General features: G+C 69.7%; 23 protein-coding genes and 1 pseudogene. 10 read left to right on the forward strand and 14 right to left on the reverse strand.

Annotated features, from left to right (window positions below):
- Positions 1-53: 53 nt before the first annotated feature.
- The 7 genes from BSE24067_RS19830 to BSE24067_RS19860 form a co-directional block, all read right to left on the reverse strand.
- Positions 54-650 carry a DUF3156 family protein gene (locus tag BSE24067_RS19830; protein WP_151067131.1) on the reverse strand — a complete coding sequence of 199 codons (597 nt, stop codon included), beginning with the start codon at positions 648-650 and terminating at the stop codon, positions 54-56.
- Complete coding sequence (locus BSE24067_RS19835) at positions 647-2,149, reverse strand: APC family permease (RefSeq protein ID WP_151067132.1); 1,503 nt, start codon at positions 2,147-2,149, stop codon at positions 647-649. The genes BSE24067_RS19830 and BSE24067_RS19835 overlap by 4 nt, the downstream gene beginning before the upstream one ends.
- A gap of 259 nt (positions 2,150-2,408) precedes the next feature.
- A complete protein-coding gene (locus tag BSE24067_RS19840; RefSeq protein ID WP_151067133.1) occupies positions 2,409-3,749 on the reverse strand; it encodes an aspartate aminotransferase family protein in 1,341 nt (446 codons plus the stop codon).
- Between the two features lie 61 nt (positions 3,750-3,810).
- Positions 3,811-5,313, reverse strand: coding sequence for an aldehyde dehydrogenase family protein (locus BSE24067_RS19845; RefSeq protein WP_151067134.1), 1,503 nt, complete (start codon positions 5,311-5,313; stop codon positions 3,811-3,813).
- Between the two features lie 212 nt (positions 5,314-5,525).
- A complete protein-coding gene (locus BSE24067_RS19850; protein WP_151067135.1) occupies positions 5,526-6,257 on the reverse strand; it encodes a helix-turn-helix transcriptional regulator in 732 nt (243 codons plus the stop codon).
- A 261-nt stretch (positions 6,258-6,518) separates the two neighbouring features.
- Complete coding sequence (gene ypfJ / locus BSE24067_RS19855) at positions 6,519-7,397, reverse strand: KPN_02809 family neutral zinc metallopeptidase (RefSeq protein WP_151067136.1); 879 nt, start codon at positions 7,395-7,397, stop codon at positions 6,519-6,521.
- 144 nt (positions 7,398-7,541) lie between these two features.
- Positions 7,542-7,697, reverse strand: coding sequence for a hypothetical protein (locus BSE24067_RS19860; protein ID WP_170297536.1), 156 nt, complete (start codon positions 7,695-7,697; stop codon positions 7,542-7,544).
- Between the two features lie 74 nt (positions 7,698-7,771).
- On the opposite strand from BSE24067_RS19860, the gene BSE24067_RS19865 reads away from it, so the two are divergent.
- The 5 genes from BSE24067_RS19865 (at position 7,772) to BSE24067_RS19885 (ending at position 12,781) form a co-directional block, all read left to right on the forward strand.
- Positions 7,772-8,563 (forward strand): SDR family NAD(P)-dependent oxidoreductase, encoded by a 792-nt coding sequence (locus BSE24067_RS19865; protein ID WP_174904832.1) that lies wholly within the window; start codon positions 7,772-7,774, stop codon positions 8,561-8,563.
- 195 nt (positions 8,564-8,758) lie between these two features.
- Positions 8,759-9,820: a LysR family transcriptional regulator gene (locus BSE24067_RS19870; RefSeq protein WP_151065734.1), complete on the forward strand. Its 1,062-nt coding sequence runs from the start codon at positions 8,759-8,761 to the stop codon at positions 9,818-9,820.
- A 98-nt stretch (positions 9,821-9,918) separates the two neighbouring features.
- Positions 9,919-10,608 carry a DUF4286 family protein gene (locus BSE24067_RS19875; protein WP_151065735.1) on the forward strand — a complete coding sequence of 230 codons (690 nt, stop codon included), beginning with the start codon at positions 9,919-9,921 and terminating at the stop codon, positions 10,606-10,608.
- 92 nt (positions 10,609-10,700) lie between these two features.
- On the forward strand, positions 10,701-12,020 hold the full coding sequence (locus BSE24067_RS19880; protein ID WP_151065736.1) for an MFS transporter: 1,320 nt from the start codon (positions 10,701-10,703) through the stop codon (positions 12,018-12,020).
- A 59-nt stretch (positions 12,021-12,079) separates the two neighbouring features.
- On the forward strand, positions 12,080-12,781 hold the full coding sequence (locus BSE24067_RS19885; protein WP_151065737.1) for a DUF2848 domain-containing protein: 702 nt from the start codon (positions 12,080-12,082) through the stop codon (positions 12,779-12,781).
- A gap of 100 nt (positions 12,782-12,881) precedes the next feature.
- Here BSE24067_RS19885 and BSE24067_RS19890 read toward each other — a convergent pair whose 3' ends face one another.
- On the reverse strand, positions 12,882-13,862 hold the full coding sequence (locus tag BSE24067_RS19890) for an NAD-dependent epimerase/dehydratase family protein (protein WP_151065738.1): 981 nt from the start codon (positions 13,860-13,862) through the stop codon (positions 12,882-12,884).
- A 99-nt stretch (positions 13,863-13,961) separates the two neighbouring features.
- Here BSE24067_RS19890 and BSE24067_RS19895 point away from each other — a divergent pair, with 99 nt between their 5' ends.
- Positions 13,962-14,861 (forward strand): LysR family transcriptional regulator, encoded by a 900-nt coding sequence (locus BSE24067_RS19895; protein ID WP_151065739.1) that lies wholly within the window; start codon positions 13,962-13,964, stop codon positions 14,859-14,861.
- 48 nt (positions 14,862-14,909) lie between these two features.
- Here the strand turns inward: BSE24067_RS19895 and BSE24067_RS19900 are convergent, their stop codons facing one another.
- Together BSE24067_RS19900 and BSE24067_RS19905 are read right to left on the reverse strand one after the other, a co-directional pair.
- Positions 14,910-15,230, reverse strand: a complete 321-nt coding sequence (locus BSE24067_RS19900; RefSeq protein WP_151065740.1) for a DUF7660 family protein — start codon at positions 15,228-15,230, stop codon at positions 14,910-14,912.
- A 53-nt stretch (positions 15,231-15,283) separates the two neighbouring features.
- Positions 15,284-16,156 carry a LysR family transcriptional regulator gene (locus BSE24067_RS19905; protein ID WP_151065741.1) on the reverse strand — a complete coding sequence of 291 codons (873 nt, stop codon included), beginning with the start codon at positions 16,154-16,156 and terminating at the stop codon, positions 15,284-15,286.
- A 168-nt stretch (positions 16,157-16,324) separates the two neighbouring features.
- Here BSE24067_RS19905 and BSE24067_RS19910 point away from each other — a divergent pair, with 168 nt between their 5' ends.
- Positions 16,325-17,785, forward strand: a complete 1,461-nt coding sequence (locus tag BSE24067_RS19910; protein WP_151065742.1) for an MFS transporter — start codon at positions 16,325-16,327, stop codon at positions 17,783-17,785.
- A 94-nt stretch (positions 17,786-17,879) separates the two neighbouring features.
- Here the strand turns inward: BSE24067_RS19910 and BSE24067_RS19915 are convergent, their stop codons facing one another.
- Complete coding sequence (locus BSE24067_RS19915) at positions 17,880-18,095, reverse strand: oxidoreductase-like domain-containing protein (RefSeq protein ID WP_249043819.1); 216 nt, start codon at positions 18,093-18,095, stop codon at positions 17,880-17,882.
- 87 nt (positions 18,096-18,182) lie between these two features.
- On the opposite strand from BSE24067_RS19915, the pseudogene BSE24067_RS19920 reads away from it, so the two are divergent.
- A pseudogene (locus BSE24067_RS19920) lies at positions 18,183-18,666 on the forward strand (RidA family protein).
- Here BSE24067_RS19920 and BSE24067_RS19925 read toward each other — a convergent pair.
- Entirely contained in the window at positions 18,626-19,339 is a 714-nt protein-coding gene (locus BSE24067_RS19925) for an SDR family NAD(P)-dependent oxidoreductase (RefSeq protein WP_151065743.1), read from the reverse strand. The pseudogene BSE24067_RS19920 and the gene BSE24067_RS19925 overlap by 41 nt on opposite strands.
- A 334-nt stretch (positions 19,340-19,673) precedes the next feature.
- Here BSE24067_RS19925 and BSE24067_RS19930 point away from each other — a divergent pair, with 334 nt between their 5' ends.
- Positions 19,674-20,390 (forward strand): dihydrodipicolinate reductase C-terminal domain-containing protein, encoded by a 717-nt coding sequence (locus BSE24067_RS19930; RefSeq protein ID WP_151065744.1) that lies wholly within the window; start codon positions 19,674-19,676, stop codon positions 20,388-20,390.
- Positions 20,391-20,480: 90 nt separating this feature from the next.
- Here the strand turns inward: BSE24067_RS19930 and BSE24067_RS19935 are convergent, their stop codons facing one another.
- Together BSE24067_RS19935 and BSE24067_RS19940 are read right to left on the reverse strand one after the other, a co-directional pair.
- The gene (locus BSE24067_RS19935; protein WP_151065745.1) at positions 20,481-21,290 is read right to left on the reverse strand and encodes an SDR family oxidoreductase; all 810 of its coding nucleotides are present in this window, start codon (positions 21,288-21,290) and stop codon (positions 20,481-20,483) included.
- The gene (locus BSE24067_RS19940) at positions 21,287-22,120 is read right to left on the reverse strand and encodes a molybdenum cofactor biosynthesis F family protein (RefSeq protein WP_151065771.1); all 834 of its coding nucleotides are present in this window, start codon (positions 22,118-22,120) and stop codon (positions 21,287-21,289) included. The genes BSE24067_RS19935 and BSE24067_RS19940 overlap by 4 nt, the downstream gene beginning before the upstream one ends.
- Before the next feature lie 170 nt (positions 22,121-22,290).
- On the opposite strand from BSE24067_RS19940, the gene BSE24067_RS19945 reads away from it, so the two are divergent.
- Positions 22,291-23,085: an AraC family transcriptional regulator gene (locus BSE24067_RS19945; RefSeq protein ID WP_151065746.1), complete on the forward strand. Its 795-nt coding sequence runs from the start codon at positions 22,291-22,293 to the stop codon at positions 23,083-23,085.
- The last annotated feature ends 19 nt before the right edge of the window (positions 23,086-23,104 follow it).

Here is a 23,104-nt window from a genome sequence, read left to right on the forward strand (position 1 = left end):
GGTAAAACCCTGAATCCACGTTGCGTACCGCGCGGCGTGCGCAACGGCACAGCTTACCCCCGCAAAATTCCGCGTAGTGCGGTTTCGAAGGCCGCACAGGCCGCCGACAGCGCGGCGGCCTGCTCGCCGGTCAGCCGCACGTAGCGGCGAAACGACGGCATCCGGTTCACGATCTCGCTGCCGCCGAACGGCACGACGGCGAGCATCCAGCGCCCGTCGCGCGCGGCGATCGTGCAGTCTGTCACGTGCAGCGGGCGCAGTGCATCGGCAAGCGCCGGCTGCACGACGATCGCCGACACGGCGCGCACGAACGCGGCGTCGCAGCCGGCCAACGGCTCGGCCGCGATGCCGGTGCGCCGCAGCAAGCCGGTGTGCACGATACGTGCGTGTCCTTGTCCGGCCGGACCCGGCGCCGCGACCGATACCTGCACGCTGACCGTATGCATCAGGAATTGGCGATCGACGCGTTCGGCAATGCGCACGCACGTGCCGTTCGGCAGCGCGGCTGCGGCTGCGGCTGCGCCGGTGCCCCCGTCCGGATCGCGGAGCGCGCCGAGGTCGGCAAGCACGCGCGCGGCGATCGCGCCGGGCCGGTAGCCGGGCGGCGGCGCATCGGGCGCCGCGCGCCACCGCGCGAGCACGGCCTTCACGATGCGACGTGCTCGTTGCGCAGCACGTCCTCGACCGGCACCGGCTTGAACGGATGCCGGCGCTGCACGACGACCGTCCAGAACAGCGCATACAGCGCGGTGAGCCCGAGCATCGCGCCGAACGGCACGTAGATGTCGCGCGCGTTCATGCCGGGCGGCGTGATGTACCAGATCGCGAGCACGATGCCGACGCTCGACACGATCTGCGGCAGCGGGAACCACGGCGAACGGTACGGACGCGGCAGGTCGGGCCGCCGGATGCGCAGCATTACGACGGACGCGGTGACGAGCAGGTACGCGGTGCCCCACGCGCAGGTCGCGGCGAGCACGAGGTGCAGGATGCTGTCGAGGTTGCCGTTGATCAGCCACGCGTGGAAGATCGGCACGATCGCCGACGCGACGATGCCGACCACCGGCGTCTTGAAGCGCGGATGCAGATACGCGAAGCAGCGCGGCAGCGCGCCGTCGATCGCCATCCCGTACAGGATGCGCGGCAGCCCGGCCATCAGCGTGTTGATCGTCGCCGCGCCCGCGCACAGGAACGCGATGCCGAACCAGATCCGGCCGAACGGCCCGAGCACCTGCAGCGCGAACGCGGGAATCGCGCCCGGCGTGTCGAGCAGGTGCGTGAGGCCGTCCGCGCTGACCGGCACGTTCGCGACCTGCCGGCGAATCGCGGCGCCGTACAGGAACATGCAGACCGCGACGCCGACGAGGCCGAGCGCCATCGCGCGCGGAATCGTGCGGCCCGGCGCCTTCATTTCCGGCGCGAGCGGCGTGACGAATTCGCAGCCGACGAACATGAACATCGCCATCCCGACCAGCGACAGCACGGCCGGCACCGTGGTGCCGACTTCCGAGCCGCCGAACCAGCCGTCGAGATGCACGGCGGGCGCGGCCGCGAGGCCGAGGATCCCGAAAATCATCAGCGACAGCCACATGCCGGCCGTCAGCACGATCTCGAGCTTGCTGAACACCTTGATGCCGATGATGTTGGTGATCGCGAACGTGACCACGAGGCCGACGCCGACGAGCCACGCGCTGTTGTGCTTCTCGAACGCGGCGTTCAGCGACTCGAAGTTCACGAGCGCCATGATCCCGCTCAGGATCGTCTCCGCGGTGCCGGCGAACACGTGCACGAGGAAATACGCGGAAATCGTGCCGGTGATCGCCCAGAAGCGGCCGAGCCCGCACGACAGGTAATCGTAAACCGAGCCGGCCGTCGGCAGCATCGCGGCGGCTTCGGAGAACGTCGTCGCCTGCGCCTGCATCATCACGAACGCGATGATCATCGCGACCGCGAACGCCCAGCCGCCCATTCCGAAGCCGGACGTCGCGGTGAGAATCACCGGACTCGCCATGATCAGGCCCACCGCGCTCGCCAGCGCCGTCGGAAAACCGACCGCGCCCGCCTTCAGCACCGTGCCGCCGCCCGCTTCAGCCGGCCCGCCGGCGGGCGTATCGCCCGCGGCGCCGGTCACTCCAGACCAACCCGACATCGTCGTCTCCTTCCTGTATCAGCCGAAGCGGCCACTGCGGTACCGGCCCCGGCGCCATGCTTCACGGTCGGCCAGGGCCGGCGCTCCCGCGCTACGCCACCCGGCCCCTGTCGGTCCAATCCTGCTCCGATGTCGAAAAAATACGCAGGCAAAATAACGCGGTCATAGCGCAAATCGGCAAACCGGCGATGGGCAGCGGGTTATCCCGCCCCACCGCCGGTTCGTCGTCATGCGTTCGCGGCGTCACGCCGTCATGCCGTCACGCGAACGGCACGGCCTCGAAGCCCGCGGCGAGCGCGTCGACGATGCGGTCGAGCTGGTCGCGCTCGATCACGAGCGGCGGCGACAGGATGATCTTCGTGCCGACCGGGCGCACCAGCACGCCATGTTCGCGCGCGACTTCGGCGACCGCGTTCGCATAACCGGACAGCGGATCGATCGGCTCGCGCGTCCGCTTGTTCGCGACGAGGTCGAGCGCGAGCATCAGCCCCTTGCCGCGTACCTCCCCGACCGCCGCGAAGCGTTCCGGGAACGACTGCAGCGCTTCGAGCAGATACGCCCCCTGCTTCGCCGCGTTCGCCGGCAGGTCTTCCTTCACGACGATATCGAGGCTCGCGATCGCGGCCGCGCACGCGACCGGGTGCCCGGCATACGTGTAGCCGTGCATGATCGCGCCGCCGAAATCGGCGTTCGCGACGAAGGCATCCTCGATCCGCGCGTTCACGGCCGTCGCGCCGAGCGGCACGTAGCCGGACGAAATCCCCTTCGCGAGACACATGATGTCCGGGCGCACGCCCCAGCCGCGGCTGCCGAACAGGCTGCCGCTGCGGCCGAAGCCCGTCACGACTTCGTCGGCGATCAGCAGCACGCCGTAGCGATCGCACACCTCGCGCACGAGCGGCCAGTAGTTGGCCGGCGGCACGATCACGCCGCCCGCGCCCTGCACCGGCTCGGCGATGAACGCGGCGACCGTGTCGGGGCTCTGGAACTGGATCTCGCGCTCCAGCATTTCCGCGCAGATGCGGCCGAGTTCCTCCGGATCCTGCGTGAACGGATTGCGATAGAGCCACGGCGTCTCCACGTGGAAGCAGCCGGGCAGGTTCGGCTCGTAGTTGCGGCGGAACACCGTGTTGCCGTTCACCGACGCGCCGCCGAAGTGCGTGCCGTGATAGCCCTGCTTCAGCGAAATGAATTTCGTGCGGTCGGCCTGGCCGCGCACCTTCCAGTACTGGCGCGCGATCTTCAGCGCGGTCTCGATCGAGTCGGAACCGCCGGAGCTGTACAGCACGCGGCGCATCCCTTCGGGCTCCATCATGTCGATCAGCTTCTTCGACAGCTCTTCGGCGCGCGGGTGCGAGATGCCGTCGAACAATTGGAAGTATTCGAGCTCGTCGAGCTGGCGCACGATCGCGTCCTTCACTTCGTGCCGGTTGTGCCCGACGTTGACGTTCCACAGGCCGGCGACGCCGTCGACGAGCCGCTTGCCGGTTTCGTCGAATACGTAGCAGCCGTCGCCGCGCACGATGCGGATCGGCTTGCGCTGTTTCATTTCGTTCGGGTGCAGCATCGGGTGCCAGAACTTCGCTTCGTTGTAGCTCATTGCAATCTCCACTTTCGGATCGGTTTTTGCGGTTTTTGCGGGGACTGGATCCGCCCGCGCATCAGTGCGCGATACACACGGATTTGGTTTCGGTGAAGCCTTCGATCGCGTACTGGCCGAACTCGCGGCCGATGCCCGATTGCTTGTAGCCGCCGAACGGCATCGACGGGTCGAGCGGAATGTGGCAGTTCACCCACACGGTGCCGGCCTCGATCTGCGGCACGAGGTTCATCACGCGCTTCAGGTCGTTACTCCAGATGCTGGCGGCGAGGCCGTACGGCGACGCGTTCGCGAGACGCACCGCGTCGGCCGCATCGTCGAACGGCACGACGACGATCACCGGGCCGAACACTTCGTCGCGCACGATCGCGCTGTCCGGATGCGGATCGGCGATCACGGCCGGCCGCACGTAGTAGCCGGGCAGATCGTCGGCCGGCGTGCCGCCCGCGAGGAACGTGAGGCCCGCGCGGCGCGCGCGCTCGATGTGCTCGACCACCTTGTCGCGATGGTGCGCGGACACCAGCGGGTTGATCTGCGCGGTCGTGTCGAGGCCCGCGCCGAGCTTCATCGACTGCGCGACGCCCGCGAGGCCGTCCGCGAGCTGCGCGAACCGGCTGCGGTGCACGTAGATGCGCGACGCGGCCGCGCACACCTGGCCCTGGTTGAAGAACGCGCCGGCGGCGACGCCGTCGAGCGCCTGCGCGACGTCGACGTCGTCGAGCATCACGATCGGGTTCTTGCCGCCGAGTTCGAGCGAGAAGCGCGTCATGTTCTGCACGGCGGCCGCGCCGACCAGCTTGCCGGTCGCGGTCGAGCCGGTAAACGAGATCTTCGCGATCGACGGATGGCTCGACAATGCAGCGCCGCAGATGCGGCCGCCGGTGACGACGTTGAACACGCCGGGCGGCACGCCGGCTTCGCGTGCGAGTTCGGCGAGGCGCAGTGCGGTCAGCGGCGTTTCCGGCGACGGCTTCAGCACGATCGTGCAGCCGGCCGCGAGCGCCGGAATCAGCTTCCACACCGCGATCATCAGCGGGAAATTCCACGGCACGATCGCCGCGACCACGCCCACCGGTTCCTTGCGCGTATAGGCCGTATAGCGCGCGCCAGGCGGAAACGGAATCGACACATCGAGCGTCTGGCCGGTGATCTTGGTCGCCCAGCCGGCCATGTAGCGCACGTATTCGACGCTCGCGCCGACTTCGATCGCGCGCGACACGTGAATCGACTTGCCCTGGTTCAGCGTTTCGAGCTGCGCGAGCGTTTCGGCGTCGGCTTCGATCAGGTCGGCGAGCTTCAGCAGGATGCGCTCGCGGTCGGCCGGGCGCAGCCCGCTCCATACGCGCGCGTCGAATGCATGCTTCGCGCTCGCGACTGCGCGCTCGACGTCTTCCGCGTCGGCATCCGGAACCGTCGCAAGGCGTTCGCCCGTCGCCGGGTCGTACACGTCGAGTCGAGCAGCCGAGTGCGCGCGCTGCATTTCTCCATCGACGAAAAGGCCGAAATCACGTGCGACGAAGCTGCGCACGGTGTCGCTGACGGCGACGTAGTTCGTGGTGCTCATGGGCGTCTCGATAGTTGTCGTGGCGGGGCCGCGTGCGCTTCGGCATGCGGGTTCCGGACCACTGTATCGACGGGGCGATGCGCGCCGTGAGCGCAAATTGGCAGCGCGTCGGGGACCGGCACGCGGGCGGCACGGATGCAGGGCCGGCCACGGACGAACGCCACGTTATCGTCGGATCAATAACGCGGCGCGAGTGCGGGGTGCGGGAAAAATTACAGGAACAACGCGCCGACCAGTTCGGTGCGATTCGATACGCCGAGCTTGCGGTACATGCGCATCAGGTGCGTCTTGATCGTCGGCTGGCCGAGCGCGAGATCGCGGGCGATTTCCTTGTTCGAGCGGCCGTTGCGCACGAGGCGCGCGATCTGCTCCTCGCGATAGGTCAGCCGCTCTTCGCAATCGATTCGGTGAATCCCGCGCCGCGCGCGCAGCAGCGGCGCCAGCGCGGCTTCGGCGACCGGCTGCAGGCGCGCCAGCGCGTCGATCTCGGCCGGCGCGAAGCGTCCGGCCGTGCCGTTGCGGCCCGCTTCCCCGTTGCCGAAGCGCAGCAGCGAAAACGCGCCGACCGTGCGGCCCGCATCGTCGCGCAGCCAGATTTCGACGACGTCGGCCACGTCGTGGCGGCGCAGGAAACGGGTCCAGTACGCGGACGCGTCGCGCCTTTCGTCAGGCAACTGGGAAGCGAGCGTCACGACCGCGCGTTCGCCCGCCGCGCAACGCGACGGATGCAGCGGATCGAGCATCCGGTAGCGCGCGATGTACGTGCGATGCATCGACTCCGGCATCCCGAACAGCTCGAAATCCGCTGGCTCGCCGCTCTGGTCGAGCCGGTAGAACACGATCGCCGACGGGCTCGCGAACGCGTCCAACGCATCGACGCATGCGCGCAGCGCGCGCTGCCAGTCGGCGGATTCGTGGTCGGCGGAAACGAATGGGGTCGGCATGGCGAAAGCGGCCGGCGGCCGAACGCGTCGAAGTTCGGGCCAGCGTACCCGCGCCGGAGTGGGCCGGTGAGCACAAATCGGCAATTCGTCTTTGGGTCGCGGGTCGTGGATCGCAGGTCGCAGGTCGCAGGTCGCGGGTCGCGGGTCGCGGGTCGCGGATTGCGGGTCGCGGGCTGCCGGCCGCATCGCGACGACGGCTCAGCAGCGTGTGCGCCACCCTCCCGGTCAGGATCCGTATCGGCGCACGTTTGAGCGTACGTTTCAGTGCGCGTTTGCGGCGAACGTGTCGCAGGCGCTCACCTCGCCCGACTCCATCCCGCGCCGCAGCCAGTACACGCGCTGCTCGCTGGAGCCGTGCGTGAAGCTCTCCGGCACGACATAGCCCTGGCCTTGCTGCTGCAGCCGGTCGTCGCCGATCGCGGCCGCCGCCTTCAGCCCCTGCTCGAAATCGCCGGGTTCCATCAGATGCTGATTCGCTCGCTGCGCATTGTTCGCCCACACGCCGGCGAAGCAGTCGGCCTGCAGTTCCATCCGCACCGACAGCGCGTTCGAGCGCGCTTCGCTCGAACGCCGGCGCGCGGCGTCGACCTTGTCGGAAATACCGAGCAGGTTCTGCACGTGATGGCCGACTTCATGCGCGATCACGTACGCCTGCGCGAAGTCACCACCCGCGCCGAACCGCTTGCGCAACTCGTCGTAGAAACCCAGGTCGATGTACACCTTGCGGTCGGCCGGACAGTAGAACGGGCCCATCGCAGTCTGGCCGGTGCCGCAAGCGGTCGGCGTCGAGTTCGTGAACATCACGAGCTTCGGCGGCTCGTACTGCGCGTGCAACTGCGTGTTGAAGACGCCCGACCACGTGCGCTCGATATTGCCGAGCACCTTGCGCGTGAAGACCGCGCCGGGATCGTTCGCCGGCGCGCCCTGGCGTTGCGTCGGCGCGGGCTGTGCCTGCTGCTGCCGGCCTTGCAGCGCCGATGCGCCTTCGAGCACGACGCGCGGGTCGATCCCGAAGAAATACGACGCGGCGAGCGCAACCACGATCGTGCCGATGCCGATGGTCGCGCGCCCGCCGCCGAACCCGCCGCCGCCGCGGCGATCCTCGACGTTCACGCTTTCTCTTTCGTCGTCCAGCCTCATTGCCGGCCCCTCCCTGATCTTGTCGATGGTCCGGCCGCGCGATGCGCAACCGGGCGATCCGCCGCCGCGACGTTCGCCGCCGGCACACGCGCTCGTCCGCGACGGGCGCACGCTCGCGCCGATCTGGCCGCCGGCCGCTCTTCGCTAGCGCGGCGGAATCGTCCGGCTGGCGCGCCGCGCGACGATGCGCGGGCTCGCCCGCGCTATTTTGCCGGGCTTTTCCGACTTATCGCAAAAATACGGAGGATAGAGCGATTCGGCCTCGAACATCGTCAGCCTTTGCAAAATGGAGCGCCGCATTCATCCTTTCGGCGGATACCGGCGCACGCCGGCGGCGCCTAAAGTGACCGGGACCGCCCCTTCCGGAGAACGACATGACGCATCCTCGACCCCGCACGATCGCGATCACCGGCGCAGGCACCGGAATCGGGGCCGCGTGCGCGCGCCGCTTCGCCGCGCGCGGCGACCGCGTCGTGCTGCTCGGCCGGCGGCGGGCGCCGCTCGACGCGCTCGCCGCGGAGCTTGGCGGCCTCGCGCTCGCCGGCGACGCCGCGAGCGCGGCCGACTGGGCCCGCTTCCTGCCTGAGATCGCCGGACGATTCGGCCCCATCGATTCGCTGATCGCTTGCGCGGGCGGCCACGGCCTCGGCCGCGCGGCCGAAACCGGCGACGCGCAATGGCGCGATGCAATGCATGCGAATCTCGACACCGCGTTCGTCAGCGCTCGCGCGTGCCTGCCGGACCTGATCGCGCAGCGCGGCAGCATCGTGCTCGTCGCGTCGATCGCCGCGTTCGCGGCCGGTCCCGGCGTGTGCGGCTATACGGTCGGCAAGCACGCGCTGCTCGGGCTCGCACGGTCGCTCGCCCGCGACTACGGCCCGCACGGCGTACGCGCGAACGCGGTATGCCCGGGCTGGGTCCGCACGCCGATGGCCGATGCGGAAATGGCGCCGCTGATGTCCGCGTACGGCGACACGCTCGACGCCGCGTACGCGCGCGTCAGCGCCGACGTGCCGCTGCGGCGCGCGGCCGATCCCGACGAGATCGCGGCCGTGTGCGCGTTCCTCGCATCGCCGGATGCGTCGTTCGTCACCGGCGCGACGCTCGTCGCCGACGGCGGCGCGACGGTCGTCGACGTGCCGACGCTCGCGTTCGACAAACTATGACCATCATGCCGGCGGGACGACGTATCCGTACGGCGCGTCGTTGCGCGCGATCGCGCGACGTTCGGTGCGTGTCGTCCCGCTGGCCGCTCGCCAGCGCCGGACGTGCGCGCGCTGCGCTATTTTTCCGCCCCGCAAATCCGCTAACATCGACCGATCCCCGCCATCGCGCGGCACCGCCTCACCGTTCGGACTTCGATGAACATCCGGTTTCTTGAAACCTTCGTCTGGCTCGCGAAGCTGGAAAACTTCCGGCTCACCGCCGAGAAACTGCATACGACGCAGGCGGCCGTGTCGAGCCGCATCGCGTCGCTGGAAGAGGCGTTCGACGTGCGGCTGTTCGACCGCAACACGCGCTCGGCCACGCTCACGCCCGCAGGCCGCCGGATGCTCGCGTACGCGGAGCGGATCGTGCGGCTCGACAGCGAGATGCGGCGCGACATCGACGCCGCGAGCGACGCCGGCCTGATCCGGATCGGCGTGATCGAGTCGATCGTACATAGCTGGTTTCCGGCGCTGATGGCGCAACTGCGCGAGCGCTATCCGCGCCTCGACGTCGAGATCACGAGCGACACCACGCTGCATCTCGTCCGCCTGATGAGCACCGACGGCGTCGATCTGATCCTGCAGACCGATCCGGTGCCGGGCCCGGACTTCACGAACCTGCCGCTGTGCGAATTCCCGGTGCGCTGGGTCGCGAGCCCTCGGCTGGGGCTCGGCGGCGAACGGCTCGACGTCGCGCGGCTCGCCGCATACCCGATCATCAGCTTCTCGCGCCATTCGGGGCCGCATGCGACGATCGAGCGGCTGTTCGCGGCCGTCGAGCGGCCGGCCAGCATCAACTGCATCACGTCGGTCGCCGCGATGATCCGGCTCGTGGCCGACGGCTTCGGCGTCGCCGCGCTGCCGCCCGCGATCATCGGCCGCGAGTTGCACGAAGGCGCGCTCGAACTGCTCGACGTCGAACCCGAATTCCCGGCGCTGCCGCTCGTCGCGTCGTATCGCACGCAGGGGCTGCCGGTCGCCGCGCGCATCGCGGAACTGGCGAGCGAAGTCGCGCGCGCGATGTCGGCGGCTAGTCACGCGACGCCCGCGGCGCCAGCAGCGGCCGATGCCGCCGCCATCGACGGCGCGCACGGGCGCCCTGGGACCAAGGCCAAGGCCAAGACCGGAACCAGCACCACGACCGCTGCGGCAAAGCGCTCCGCGACATCCGCACCGCCCGCTGCCGCTGCGAAGCGCCGTCCGCGCCGCTCATAAGAAAACCTGTTCACCGCGAATTTGTTTTCTTGTTGGACGGGCGCGGCCCGTCTTCGGGACACTGCAGTTCCTGACAATCGCGTCGCAAGGAACCCGCAATGACCCGCCCTTCCCTTCCGCACGGCCAGCTCTGCGTCTGGACGGACATCGATCCCGCGCACGAAGCCGATTTCAACGCGTGGTACGACCGCGAGCACATGCAGGAGCGTGTCGCGATTCCCGGCTTCACGCATGCGCGACGGTTTCGCGCGACCGACGGCGGCCCGCGCAAATATCTCGCGCTGTACGTGACCGATACGCTCGACGTGTTCCGCAGCGACGCGTACCGGCGCGCGTTCACGCAGCAGACCGCGTGGTCGCTCGCGAACTTCGAACGGATGACGGGCACGCAGCGGCGCGTCGGCGACCTGACGATCGACGCCGGCGACGGCGAAGGCATCCATCTCGCGCTGTTCGTGCTGCCGCCGGAGCGCATCGACGTGCCGCATCTGCGCGAGCGCTTCGACGTGGCGCTGCGCGAACCGGGCATCCATGCGGCGCGGCTGTTCCGTACCGCGCCTGAACTGTCGGCGCCGATCGGCGCCGATGCGGCCGCACGCCCCGCCGCCGACGCGCTCGTGCTGATCGAAGGCAGCGATGCCGCGGCCACGCGCCGCATCGCGGCCGCGATCGCCGGTCACGACGACGTGCGCACGTTCGACCTGCTGTGGCGCGCGGCCGCGCCGCTGTCCGCGGCCCGTCGCGATGCCGAAGCAAAGCCGGCGGCCTCGGCCGAACTACCCGCCTGAACCGGAACCTGAACCGGCCCGCGCGCCGACCTCGGCCGCCGCGCGACGCCTCCGCATCAGGCGCCGCTCGCCATCCCGTCATCCTTCACGACATGCCCGACACCATGAGTACTCTCGCCCAGCCCGCCGCCCACGCGCCCCGCCGCGTCCGCAACAGCCGACTCGCGACAGCGAGCATGATCGGCACGTCGCTCGAGTGGTACGACTTCACGATCTACAACACGCTCGCCGCGCTGGTCTTCAACCATCTGTTCTTCCCGTCGGTCGATCCGCTGGCCGGCACGATCCTCGCGTTCTCGACGTACGCGGTCGGCTACGTGTCGCGTCCGCTCGGCGGTTTCGTGTTCGGCAATCTCGGCGACCGCATCGGCCGCCGCGCGGTGCTGATGCTCACGCTCGTGCTGATGGGCGTGACGACCGCGCTGATGGGCGCGCTGCCGACCTATGCGCAGGCCGGCATCCTGAGCCCGATCCTGCTCGTCGCGCTGCGCTTCGTGCAGGGCGTCGCGCTCGGCGGCGAATGGGCCGGCGCGGTGTTGCTGTCGGTCGAACACGGCGACCAGAAGCGGCGCGGATTGTCCGCATCGTGGACGCAGATCGGCCCGTCGTTCGGCACGCTGCTCGGCACCGGCTGCATCGCGCTCGTGACGCTGTCCACCACGTCCGGCGACTTCCTGTCGTGGGGCTGGCGCGTGCCGTTCGCAGCGAGCGCGCTGCTCGTCGTGTTCGGTTTCTGGGTGAGGCGCGGCGTCGACGAAACGCCGCAGTTCGAGCAGCTCGCCGAATCGCATGCGACCGCCGACGTGCCCGTCGCCGAAGTGCTGAAGTGCCATTGGCGGCGCCTGCTGATCGCCGGCGGCGCGCGAATCGGCTCCGACGTGCTGTATGCGCTGATCGTGGTGTTCACGCTGACCTACGTGACGACCGTGCTGCACCTGTCGCGCCCCGTCGCGCTGACTGCCGTGATGATCGGCACGGCGTGCAACGCGCTCGCAGTGCCGTTCTTCGGTGCGCTGTCGGACCGCTTCGGGCGACGCCCCGTCTACGTCGCCGGCGCGATCGCCGGCATCGTGTGGGCGTTCGTGTTCTTCGCGCTGCTCGATTCGGCGCGGCCGGCGGCGATCGTCGCCGCGGTGGCGATCGGCCTGGTGATCCATGCGGTGATGTACGGCCCGCAAGGCGCGTTCGTCACCGAGCAATTCCCGACGCGCGTGCGTTACGCGGGCTCGTCGCTGGCGTACACGCTTGCCGGCATCGTCGGCGGCGGCTTCGCGCCGCTCGTGATCGCGACGCTGTTCCGCCAGACCGGAACGACGACGGCCGTGTCGCTGTACGTGAGCGCCGCGCTCGTCGTAACGTCGGTCGCGCTGCTGGCGGCCCGCGAGACCGCGCATCGGCCGCTCGCCGATTGAGCGCTTCCGCGCCGACCGGTCCTCGGTCATTTTCATTTGCACTTCAAACGGATACCTGCATGCAAGCCCTGTCGTTCAACGTGATGTCACTGCAAGGCGCGCCGGCCCATGTCGACGTCGAGGTCGAACGCGTCGTGATCGCCGGCTGGGCGGGCCGCGACCCGGTGGCGATCCGCGCACATATCGACGAACTCGCGGCACTCGGCGTCGCGCCGCCATCGACCACGCCGTGCTTCTATCGCGTGTCGGCTGCGCTGCTCACGCAGGCGCCATCGATCGACGCGCTCGGCGCGCGCTCGGGCGGCGAGATCGAATGCGTGCTGATCGATAGCGCGCTCGGCACGCTGGTCACGATCGGCTCCGATCATACGGATCGGGAAGTCGAGGCCTACGGCGTCGCGGTGTCGAAACAGGTGTGCGCGAAGCCGCTCGGCCGCGATGCGTGGCGCCATGCGGACGTCGCCGGTCACTGGGACGCACTGGAGATGCGTTCGTGGCTGATCAAGCGCGGCGGCGAACGCGTCGCCTATCAGCACGGCGCGGTCAGCGGGCTGCTGGCTCCGGATGCGCTGTGGCAGCGCTTCGATGATCGGCGCACGATGCCCGCACGCTGCGCGATGTTCGGCGGCACCGTTGCCGTGCACGGTGCGATCGCGGCGATGGACGACGGCGACGCGTTCGAAATGGAATTGCACGATCCGGTGCTCGGCCGCAGCCTGCGGCATCGGTATGCGGTCGGCGTGCTGCCCGTCGTGGCGTGACGAACGGCGGCAGGCGCGCGGGCAATCGACGCGATGAACCGCATCCGCACGCGCGGCGCATTTTCGCCGTTCGCGGCACCGCTCGCCGCGCCGTTTGCCGTCACGGCAAGCAACCGAGCCCGACCAGCGTCCGCTCCACCGCCGTATCGAGCGGCGTCAGCGGCTCGCGGCCCAGCACCGCCGTCAATCGCGCGTTGTCCATCCGGAGCGGCTCGCGCCACAGATAGCGCATTTCGAGGATCTCGCGCATCGTCGCGACGAACGGCGCGGCAGCCCACACGAGCCACCACGGGAACCGCCGCAGCGCGGGCCGCAGTCCGTGGCGCTGCGCGATGCGGCGCACGGCTTGCGCCATTTGCATGCCGTCCGCGTCCCAGTGGCCGCGCAGATGGAAACGCGCAAACGGCTCCAGCGTCGCACGCCGCTCGACCAGCTCGACCATCGTGCGCGCAACGTCCGGCAGGTACGCCCATTGGTGGCCGATGCCGGGCCGGCCCGGCACGTTGATGGCCGTAACCGGCCGCCCGGCCTTCACGAGCCCCTGCCCGAACCAGTTGTTGCCCGCGTGCGCGCCGAAGAAATCGCCGGCCCGCACGATGATCGTCCGCACGCCGTGTGCCGTCGCCGCCTGCAATCGCCGCTCCATCTCGACGCGGATCGCGCCCTTGCGCGTCACCGGATGCTGCGGCGCGTCTTCGTGCAACACCGGAAACGCGTCGGGTCCGAAGTTGTAGATTGTCCCGGGCAGCACGACGCTGGCCTGCGACACCGTCGCCGCCGCGATCGTGTTGTCGAGCATCGGCAGCACCTGCGTCGACCAGTTCCGGTAGCCGGGCGGGTTCACCGCATGCACGATCACACTGCAGCCGCACGCCGCGCGCACCACCGCTTCGCGATCGAGCGCGTCGCCGCGTATCCATTCGATGCCGTCGCGCTCGACCGCGTGCGTGTCGAGCCCGCGCTTGAGTGCGCGCACCTGCCAGCCGGCATCGCGCAACTGACGCGCGACCTCGCCGCCGATGCCCCCGCTCGCGCCGAGCACGAGTGCCTGTCGTTGCGTCCCGCCCGCGTTTGCCGCCATTGCCGTTCTCCGTGAATAAACCATTGTCAGCACGCATTGTGGCCGTCGGCGACCTGACAATAAATTGCCGAACACACTTGATCGGCTATACATTTATGTATGACCACCGATCTGAACTGGGAACGCTACCGGACCTTTCTGGCCGTGCTGACGGAAGGCTCGCTGTCGGGCGCCGCGCGCGCGCTCGGCATCACGCAGCCGACGGCCGGCCGCCACATCGCGGCGCTCGAGGCCGCGTTCGGGCAGACGCTATTCACGCGCTCGCCGTCGGGGTTGCTGCCGACCGAGGCGGCCGTTGCGCTGCGCGGCCATGCGGAGGCGCTGCGCAGCGCGGCCGCCGCGTTCGAGCGGGCGGCCGCGAGCCACGGCGCGGGCGTGCGCGGCACCGTGCGGATTTCGGCGAGCGACGTGATCGCGGTCGAGGTGCTGCCGCCGATGCTCACGCAACTGCGGCGCGACCATCCGGGGCTCGTGATCGAGCTCGTACCGACCGACCGCATCCAGGACGTACTCAATCGCGAAGCCGACATCGCGGTGCGGATGGCGCCGCCCGCGCAGGAGGCGCTCGTCGCGCGGCGCGTCGGCGGGATCGGCGTCGGGCTGCATGCGCGCGACGACTATCTCGCGCGCAACGGCACGCCGGCAACCATCGACGAACTCGCGCATCACGCGCTGATCGGTTTCGACACGGTGACGCCGTTCATTCGTTCAGCGGGGCGCGCGATGCCGTTCTGGACGCGCGATGCGTTCGCGCTGCGCACCGACAGCAATCTCGCGCATCTCGCGATGATTCGCGCCGGCTACGGAATCGGCTTCTGCCAGAACCGGCTCGCGCAACGCGATGCGCGGCTCGTGCGCGTGCTGCCGGACGGACCGGCGACGATACTGGAAACGTGGGTCGTCATGCACGAGGATCTGCGCACGAACCCGCGCTGCCGGGCCGTGTTCGATGCGCTGGCAAACGGTCTGCGCGCCTACGCCGACGGGACGGCCGAGTAGGCCGTTCGATCCGCCGCGTACGTCGATCTTCGCGGCGCACGACTCGCACTACTCATAGATCTTGCCGGCGAACAGGATGTCGGCGATGCGGCGCCACGGGTTGTCAGGCAGGTCGTAGCCATGCAGCCCCTCCTCCGACGCTTCGGCCCACTCGACCATTGCGTCCAGAAACGCGCCGATCGTGCGATTTTCCCAGCCGAGCGCGGCAATCGCATGCGGCGACAGCGGTGCGTCGGCCTCGAGCCGGCGCTCCGTGTGCCAGTCGTGACCCAGCACGCGAAGGAAGTGAATCAGCGAGCGCTCGTCGACCACCCGCTCGAGCGCGTGCTGCAGCCGCTCATCCATTTGGGTTTTCAGTTCGTCGTTCATGCGTATCGTCCCCCGCCGGTTCCGCGGACCCGTGCCGACCGCGCGGCACGGCTTCACATCAGCAACTGCCGCGACAGCACCTCGCGCGCCTGCGTGACCGTGTCGCGCTCGCCCGGCATCGGCGGCGTCAGCGAGAACACCGCGTCGGGCAGCGCCGGCAGCCGGTATTTCGCGCCGAGCCGCACGAGGCCGTCGCCGATCGCCGACGCGCACAGGCAGCCGACGCCGAGCCCCGCCGCCAGCATCGATTGCAACCCCGCGACGCCCGACGCGCTGTGCACCAGCACGTACGGCGCATGCTGTTCGTCGAGCGAGCGCACCGCGATCTGATGCATCATGCAGTCGTCCGGCAGCAGCACGAGCGGCAACGGCTCGGGCAGCTGCTCGGCGAGCGCCGGCGACGCGACCCACGACAGCGGCTCGCGCCGCAGCACCCAGCGCGTATCCGCCGACGCGGGCCGGAACGGGCCTCTCGACAGATTCATCACGACGCCGAGATCGATCTGCCCGCGCGCATGCGCGGCTTCGATGTCCGCGCTCTTCATCGCGCTCACGTGCAGGCTCAGTTGCGGGTAGCACTCCCGCAGCCGCGCGAGCAGGCCCGCGACTTCGTGCGTCCGGTAGTAGTCGGTGATCGCGACGCGCAACTCGCCCTTGATCGCCTGCCCGCGCAATTCGTCGAACGCGGCCTCGTTCAGCGCCACGATGCGCCGCGCGTGCTGCAGCAGACGCGCGCCGGCCGGCGTCGGCTCGACGCCGCGCTTGCTGCGCACGAACAGCGGCACGCCGGCGCGCGATTCGAGCTTGCGCACCTGCTCGCTGACCGTCGACTGTGACAGATGCAGCAGCGGCGCGGCCGCCGTCAGGCTGCCCGCATCGGCCACCGCCGCGAACGTGCGTAATTGATCCAGATCGAAACCGCGCATCGCGCCCTCTATCCATCGAATAACCCGATAGATTATACCACTAATTCCAGCTTTTCCGAATCGTCAACGATCCGCACAATATCGGTTCAACCGCCGCCCGGACGCCGTCGCGACCGGGGTCGGCATGCGTTGCCTATGTTGCGACCTCATTCTTTCGGATCTTCGCTCATGACCGACAACACTCTCGCCCGTTGCGCGCCGGCCGGCGCGGCGGCCGCGGCACCGCCGCGCAGCCATCACGGCTGGGCGCTCGTGGTCCTGCTGGTCGGCGCCATTCTGCCGCCGCTCGACTACTTCATCGTGAATCTCGCGCTGCCGGCCATCCGCGACGGCATCGGCGCGCGGCCGGCCGAGCTGCAGCTCGTCGTGTCGGCCTATGCATGCGCGAACGCGGTGGTGCAGATCACCGGCGGCCGCCTCGGCGATCTGTACGGCCGCAAGCGGATGTTCATGGTCGGGATGGCCGGCTTCGTCGTCGCGTCCGCGCTGTGCGGGCTCGCCGGCAGCGGCGCGGTGCTGGTCGGCGGCCGCGTGCTGCAGGGCCTGTTCGCCGCGATCCTCGCGCCGCAGGTGCTCGCGACGATCCGCAGCGTATTCAGCCCGCAGGAACAGGTGCGCGTGATGGGTTTCTACGGCTTCGTGTTCGGGCTCGCGGCCGTGATCGGCCAGCTCGGCGGCGGCGCGCTGATCAGCCTGCATCCGTTCGGGCTCGGCTGGCGCGCGATCTTCCTGGTCAACGTGCCGATCGGCCTGCTCGCGCTGCTCGGCAGCTGGCGCTTCATCCCGGAAAGCCGGCCGCCGCGCGGCCAGCGCATCGACGTGCCCGGAACCGTGCTGCTGTCGCTGTTCCTGCTGATGCTCGTCTACCCGCTCACGCATGGACGCGAGGCCGGCTGGCCGCTGTGGATGGTCGCGTGCGTCGTCGGCGCGCTGCCCGTGCTCGGCGTGCTGCTGGCTGTCGAAGCGCGCCGGCTCGCGGGCGGCCGCGATCCGCTGCTCGACGTGCGGCTGCTGCGCAACCCGGTCGTCGCGCTCGGACTCGCGCTCGCATTCCTGTTCTACATGCTGAGTGCGTTCTTCCTGACCTACGGGATCTATCTGCAGGGCTGCCTGGACTGGTCGCCGCTCGCGTCGGGGCTCGCGATTCTGCCGCTCGGCGTCGGCTTCCTCGCGAGCCCGCTGCTGATGCCGCGCCTCGTCGGCCGCTTTGGCGGCTATCGCGTGCTCACGCTCGGCTTCGCGATGCTCGCGGCCGGCGTCGCGACCGCCGGCGCGCTGGCCGGCGAACACGCGCCCGGCCCGGGCTTCTACGCGGGCATCGCGGCGATCGGTATCGGACAAGGCCTCGTGCTGCCGTCGGTCGTGCGGATCGTGCTCGCGGAAGTCGATGCGGCGCGCGCCGGCGTCGCGTCCGGCATGGTCACTGCGCTGTTGCAGATCGGCGCGGCAGTCGGCGCGGCGACGCTCGGCGGTTTGTTCTTTGCGCGGCTCGGGGCACAGCCGGATGCGCTCGACTACGTGCACGGGTTCCGGACGACGATGGCGGCGCTGACGGCCGTGCTGCTCGTGTGCGTCGCGTTGTCGGCCGCGCTGGGACCGCTGCACCGGCGGATGCGGGCCGGCGTGTGATGCTGCCGGGTTGGAAGCGCATGGGCGGTGGCGTAACCCGGCGGCGTAACAGGAACGGCACATTGAGCGGCCGCTCGCCGGCGGAGGGATTACCTCAGCGATGCCGCGTGCGTTGCGCGTGCCGCGCTTCCCACTCGGCCAGCTCGACGCGATAGCGCGCCAGCGCTTCGTCGTACAGGTCGAACACGCACGGCGAGCAACCGCTGTTGCAGCAGTCTTCCAGTTCGGGTTGTTCGGGCGGGGTCGGACGCGGATCGTCCAGCGGCGTATCGGTGTCCGCGGAGGCAGGCTTGGTCACGGCTTCGGTCACATAATGTCGAATTCCAAGTATACGGTGACGGTCAGCGGCATGCATTCATGCACCTCGCGTCCACCGTCGACCGACCGGAGCCGCATCATGTCCGACGCAGTGAATCCGCCGCAAGTCTGGGCGCCGTTCGGCGCGTTCTCGATGGCCGTGATCCAGGGCGGCGGCCGGATCGTGCATCTGAAGGGGCAGGTCGCGCTCGATCGGGACGGACACGTCGTCGGCCCCGGCGACATGCGAGCGCAGGGTGCGGCAGACGCTCGCCAACATTCGCGACGTGCTCGCCGCGCTCGGCGGACAGATGCAGGACGTGATCTCGCTGGTCCACTACGCGACCGACATCGACGCGTTCATGCAGACCGGCGACGTTCGCAACACGTTCTTCGCCGAACCATATCCCGTGACGACGACCCTGCAGATCGAACGGCTGTACCGTCCCGATCTGCTGATCGAAATCGCGGCAATCGCCGAAATTCCGCTGGCGCGGTTGCGGACGGCTTCGCGTCGCACATGCGCCGGCCGGCGCGCTTTCGTTACCCCACGCGCCCGCTTACCGGAATCGACGCGCCGGTGATCGCCTGCGCGTCGGCCGACAGCAGGAAGCCGATCGTCGCCGCGAGCTGTTCGGGCCGGACCCAGCGCGAGAAGTCCGCATCGGGCATGTCCTTGCGGTTGGGCGGCGTGTCGATGATGCTCGGCAGCAGCGCGTTCACAGTCACGCCGCGGTCGAGCAACTCCGCCGCAAGCGCTTCGGTGAGCCGCGCGACGCCCGCCTTCGCGGCCGCATACGCGCCCATCCCCGCACCGGCCTTGAACGCCGCACCGGCGCCGATGTTGACGATGCGGCCGGCCGGGCTCGCCACCAGATACGGCAGCGCGGCCTTCGACGCGTTCAGCGCCGTCTTCACGTTCAGTTCGTACATGCGGTCCCACGTGGCCGCATCGCCGTCGGCGACCGTCTGCCACACGAATGCGCCCGCGATGTTCAGCAGCGCATCGACCCGGCCGAATTCGCGATTCACCGTGTCGAGCGCGCGCACGGCCGCCTGCGGATCGACCAGATCGATGCCGCCGATGCGTAGCGCATCGGCCGGCACGCCGGGCAGCGCGTGCGCGTCCGGTGCCGCGCCGCGGCCGATCAGCGCGACGCGCGCGCCGCGCTGGCCGAGCCACGCAGCCGTCGCGATGCCGAGATGGCCGAATCCGCCGGTGATCGCGACTGCCTTGCCTTTCAGGTCATGTTCCATCGATATGCTCTCCTGGGTCGAATGGGTACCGGATGATACGGCGTTCGGACGCGGTGCGGCCGCGACACCGACAGACTCGGCCGGCGTTTCGACAGCGTAGCGCCGTTCGCGCATCCGGGCGAACCGCGGCGAACGAGCGGGCCGCCGCGAATCCGGCAAGCCGAGGCACCGGCGCCGCGAGCGAGCCCGCGCCCGTCCGCACGCCGGCGGCAGCGCGGGCATAATGCACGACGCCGCCACGCTGCGCGGCGCAACGGACACCGCGATGTCGCCGGTCTTTCGAATGCGCTGCGCCGGTTGCAAAACGAAACCCGAACCTCAACCCGTCCATCCCATGCAAGTACTCGTCGTAGGCACCGGCAAGCTCGCAACCGAACTGCTCGCCTGTCACCGGCTCGACCCGGCAATCTGTCACGTGGCGGCCTGGCCGGGCCGCGCGGCGGCCGAGGCCGCCGAGGCCGCACATGGCGACGCCGGCCCGCGCGACGCGCGTTCCATCGTCGTGCACGCCGGATCGGGCCGCGAACTGCCCGCCGCGATCGAATTCTGCCGTGCGACGGGTTCGCCGCTCGTCGAGCTGTCCACCGGCTCCGCGCTCGAAACCGGGTCGCACGGCTTTCCCGTCGTGCTGTGTCCGAACACGAACATCCTGATGCTCAAGTTCATGAGCATGCTGGAAACCAGCGGCCATCTGTTTCGCGATTGCCGCATCAGCGTGACGGAGTCGCACCAGGCCGGCAAGAAGTCCGTGCCCGGCACCGCGGTCGGCATCGCCGGTTCGCTCGGCGTGCCGGCGCACGACATTCGCTCCGTACGCGATCCCGCGGAGCAGCGCGACGCGCTGCAGATTCCCGACGATCAGCTCGGCCGCCATGCATTCCACCGGATCCGCATCGAAGACGGCGCATGCAGCCTGCAGTTCGAATCGCGCGTGTATGGCGCGTCGCCCTACGCGGACGGCGTGTCGCGAATCGTCGAAGCCGTGCTGCAGCACGAGCTCGAGCCGCGCCGCTACTCGATCGTCGAGTTCATTCACAACGGCTGGCTGTAGAAGCGACGCGGCGCGGGCCGAACCGCCAACGCGCCGTCACGGGCACTCGCGCGCCCGCCGCCCGTGTGCGCGCCCGCGTCGGCTATCCCGTCACCCGCGGCCCAGCAGGGCGCCGCTCTCCGGCAGCGTCGCGCCGCCGTCGACCACGATCGTCTGCCCGGTGATGTACGCAGCATCGGCCGATGCGAGAAACAGCATTGCATTCGCGATCTCTTCCGGCTCGCCCAACCGCGCGAGCGGAATGTCGCGCGCGATCTGCTCGGCCACGGACGCGTCGCCGAGATTGCCGGCTGCCGGCGTGCGGATCATCCCCGGCTCCACACCGTTGACCGTCACGTTGCGGCGCGCGAGTTCGAGCGCCGCCGCGCGAATGAAGCCGTTCACGCCGGCCTTCGACGCCGCGTAGTGCGCAAGCCCCGGATACGCGACGCGCGGCCCTGTCACCGACGACGTGACGAGCAGCCGCCCCGCCCCCGCGCGCTCGAAAGCCGGCAGCGCCGCCTGCGCGAGCCAGAACGGCGCGGACAGGTTGACGGACAACGTGCGTTCGAGCGTCGGCTCGTCGATCCGCGCGAACGGAGTGAGCGGGAAATACGCGGCGTTATGGACGACGACGTCGAGCCGCCCGCCGTCGCGCTCGACCGCCGCGACGAGCGCGACGAGTTCGTCGCGGCTGGCGGCGTCCACGCGATAGGCGCGCGCGTCGGCGCCCGCACGGGTCAACGCATCCGCTTGCGCGACCGCGGCGTCGCCGTTCAGGTCGGCGATCGCGACGAACGCATCGGATTCCGCGAAACGGCGCGCGATCGCCGCGCCGATTCCCTGCGCAGCGCCCGTGATCAACACGACACGCCCGCTGAAATCCGCGCGCAGCCGTCCGCTGCCCGGCACGGCGTTCATCGTTGCGCCTCGACGCCGAGCGGATACACGGTTTCGTTCAGCATCTGCAGATGCGCGCCGACGGGGAAGTTCGCCAGCGTGCCGAAATCGCCGTCCCGATAGCCGAAAATCTTGCCGTCCGTCTTGCGCTGCGCGAGGTCGATCAGCACGACCCCGAGCGTCGGCACCACCTTCTCGCGCCACACGAACAGATACAGTTGTTCGGCGATCCTGAAGTAATGACAGCGGTCCACGTCGGCCAGCCCGCCTTCGACGCCCTGCAGACACTGCCATGCGTAGAAGTTCTCGTTCAGGTAGACGTGCTCGTAGCATTCGGTCGGGCTGTAGCGGTACATCGTCCGCTTGCCGACCAGTTCGCGCGTGGGCCAGTGCAGCGGCCCGGGCTGCGCATGGCCGCCGAGCGTGCCGTGCCGGAACGTCGCGTCGACGCCCGTCAGCGGCAAGCCGCGCACGACGCGCGTGAACGCGTCGACATGCGTGTCGGCTTCGGTCGGCAGCGTGCCGATCACCGACGTCCACACGCCGTTGCCGACGTCGATCACGAGACTGACCGACGTCGCGCGGGCGGCCGGGTCGAGGTAGTCGACGAAATACAGCCCGTCGCGCAGCCGCGTCACGCGGCACGGCGCATGGCCGACCGTGTCGGTCGTCGCGTCGCGCCATTGCAGCGCGCCCGCGTCGAACGTGTAGACACGCCATGCGCCCGATGCATCGTCGAGGGCGAGCGAGCGCCCCGCGAGCGCGTTCACGGGCGCGAGGATGTTGGCGTCCGGCGCGAAGCCGTCCGCGAGCGCGCCCACCTGAATGAATACCGGATCCTGTCGTTCCACCTGCCGTCTCCCGTGCAGCTTCAGGCCCGGCGGGCCGTGTACGCTGCTCATGTGCACATGGTGCGGGCTGCGCGCGCCGCGCGGTATCGGCCAAACGGATGAAGGGCGCGCGGCGCCGGAAAGCGCTAAAGTGCACGTGATCCGCGCCGCTGCCGGCGCGAGGAGCGCCCATGCATCGTGTCACCCATTACCGACGCACCGACGAAGGGATCGAGGCGATCAGCCTCGAGTCCGATCGCACGTTTCCGCGGCATGCGCACGACGAATTCGGGATCGGCGTGATCGTCAGCGGCGCGCATCGGTCGTGGAGCGGCCGCGGGCAGGTCGACGCGCTGGCCGGCGACGCGATCATGGTCAATCCCGGCGAAATGCACGACGGCATGCCGATCGGCGCGGATACGGTCCGGCGCTGGCGGATGCTGTACCTCGCGCCCGCACTGGTCGCGAGCGTCGCGGCGGAAGAAGGCTTGCGCGGTGTCGAGCTTGCGCATCCGGCCGTGCGCGACGCCCGGCTTGCCGCCGCGTTCGGCCGGCTGCATGCGCGGATCGTCGCGGGACACTCGCCGCCGCTCGCCCGCGACGAGGCGCTGGTGATGCTGGTCGCCGGGCTGCTCGCGCGGCATGCGAACCGCGCGCTACCCGCAGCCGGTGTCGCCCCGGCGATCCGCGCGGCGCGCGAGCGGCTCGATGCGGCGCCCGCCGCGCCCGTTTCGCTCGCGGAACTCGCCGGTCTGAGCGGCGTGAGCCGGTTCCAGCTGCTGCGCGGGTTCGCGCGCGAACTCGGCATTACGCCGCACGCGTATCTGGTGCAGTCGCGCACGCGGCTGGCTCGCGCACTGCTCGCGAGCGGGCGGCCGATCGCGGATGCCGCGGCCGAAGCCGGTTTTGCGGACCAGAGCCACCTGACGCGTGCGTTCGCACGTCAGTTCGGGATCACGCCAGGGCGATTCACGCAGGGCCGCTGACAGGCTGTGCAGTCGCGGC

The organism is Burkholderia latens, from assembly GCF_902499045.1.
In the GTDB taxonomy this organism is placed as follows: domain Bacteria; phylum Pseudomonadota; class Gammaproteobacteria; order Burkholderiales; family Burkholderiaceae; genus Burkholderia; species Burkholderia latens.